Source organism: Pseudoalteromonas sp. RB2-MNA-CIBAN-0110, assembly GCF_040309305.1.
Lineage (GTDB): Bacteria > Pseudomonadota > Gammaproteobacteria > Enterobacterales > Alteromonadaceae > Pseudoalteromonas > Pseudoalteromonas arctica.
Genome location: NZ_JBEOOQ010000082.1, coordinates 1 through 1,965, shown reverse-complemented (window position 1 = coordinate 1,965; position 1,965 = coordinate 1). Strand labels below are relative to the sequence as shown.

At 30.7% G+C, this 1,965-nt stretch carries 1 protein-coding gene; it reads right to left on the bottom strand.

Going from position 1 to position 1,965, the window contains the following annotated elements; translation table 11 throughout:
• Positions 1-19: 19 nt before the first annotated feature.
• On the bottom strand, positions 20-1,366 hold the full coding sequence (locus tag AAEY68_RS20605) for a histidine kinase dimerization/phospho-acceptor domain-containing protein (protein ID WP_350586781.1): 1,347 nt from the start codon (positions 1,364-1,366) through the stop codon (positions 20-22).
• Positions 1,367-1,965 lie beyond the last annotated feature (599 nt).

Here is a 1,965-nt window from a genome sequence, read left to right as displayed (position 1 = left end):
CGTTTTTTAGCGAATTCAATTATACCTTATCCTCATGCTGTTTGTTTTTTATACCGCAAAGATCAACACGCCCTAGTGGTAATCCACTATCTAGTAGCATATTGGTAAGCCCAATAATGCCGTTCATAGGTGTTCTTATCTCATGACTCATATTAGCTAAAAATGCTGATTTAACTGATGCTAAATGTTCAGCCTCTTCTTTTGCTATTAGTAACTCTTCGGTTCGTCGTGTTACTCGAGATTCTAATTTTAACTTTTCGCTATCAAGCGCATTTAATAACTGAATTCGCTTACCATTTAAAACCAAAACAAAAGCTAAAAAACTACTTAATGTAACAATTATAAAAACGACACTATAAATAAGTACTTTATTTTGTTTGAAATATGAAGGTTCGTAATAAGTAACTATTGCATCCTTTGGTAAGCTTTCAAGCTCTATACCAAACCGATCTAATTGTCGCCAATCATAGTAATAAGCACTTAAGTCTTCCCCCATAACAGATGTTAAACCTTTATTATCATGAAATGAAATTATTGAATTAGCTGCTTTCTCTCCAAGCTTTTTACCTGACAATAAATATCCGCCAACGATTCCAGAACCCAACAATGAATGCCAATAACTAAAAATAGGCGCTTTACTATTACTTGTTAATAGTTTTAAAAACTGAAATGGGCTAAGTGCATTATTATTGTAACGTCTAAAAATGGGGGTGAATAAAATAATAGAATCAGATGAGGTATGTTTAACTCTCTCCATAAGTTCTTTTGTAGGCACATCAAACCATTTTTCAATAGCTAAATGAGAAAAGTTTTTAGTAATTGTAGGCATAAAATCTTGCTGAAAATTAAACCCCATATTATTTGTCGTATCTAAAATAACAATGAGCTTTTTCGCATTCATTAAATTTACAGCATCTGATGTAGCCTGCTTATAATCTAATTTAGATTGGATGATGTTCCCACTTTCTAATACCTTAAATTGCGTGCCTGGTTCCAAATATATTCTTGGAGCATTTATAAAAAAGTCATCTAATTGCGATAAAAGTACTGCTGCAGAAGGAGACTGAGTAACAATGATATCGATGTGCTTATTTTTATATTTTTGTTTGAGGTAGTCCTTCATTAACTGTTTTTGATTTGCTTCATCGAATCGGTTTACATCCATATTTTCAACGAAGAGTTCATAACTAAAAGAACGTTCTATAAGTTTTTTACGCAGTCCAGAATCAACACTTTTGTGCCAAGGCATATCTTGGTTTGTTGAATTTATAAATAAAACATGAGTAACATTTGAAGAAGGTTGAGCGTTTGAAATTGGACTCAAAAATTGAAAAACAAGAAATAAAAATAAGATATTAGTTTTCATGTTTCTCATTGTGTAATCAAGGTGAAAGTCCTTTAATGGTAAGTGTTAACGATATATATATCAATTAAATAAAATGTAAATACCACCATAATTTAACATGTTTACTAATACTATTTCATTTTATTGCTTAATGACGATATTCATTGATAGTTCTGGGTTGCCCTCACTACACAACTCGTATAAAAAAACCCCGTAAAAACGAGGTCTAATATGAGTATTACACTAATAACTTTATATCATTTAAAAAGGTATTGGTGACCTTGTATTTTAAATTCAAATTAAACTATTGATAATTATATATTTTAAATTTAAAAACCTAAAAACGTAAAGATTTTTGTAAAGTTTAGCTTTAAAATGTACGAAACTTTACAGAACTGCGATAGCAAAAGTGATTTATAAACTATCTATTCTTCTTCAAGAATTACTTTGAATAGCCTTACTCCAACAATATAATTAATGGTGATTCATGAACGTTAATAAAGCAGGAAAAGAATACTTTCTCGTATAAAAAATTATCTTTTATATTAAGCGACAATTACGGTGGCCGGTCTAGCGACAATTATCTTGGCCGGTTGATCTGATAAGGTTCGGTACAGCAG

What these genes read in the sequence shown, in the direction of transcription:
- AAEY68_RS20605 (WP_350586781.1), bottom strand. Translation starts at nt 1,366, where the DNA reads ATGAAAACTAATATCTTATTTTTATTTCTTGTTTTTCAATTTTTGAGT.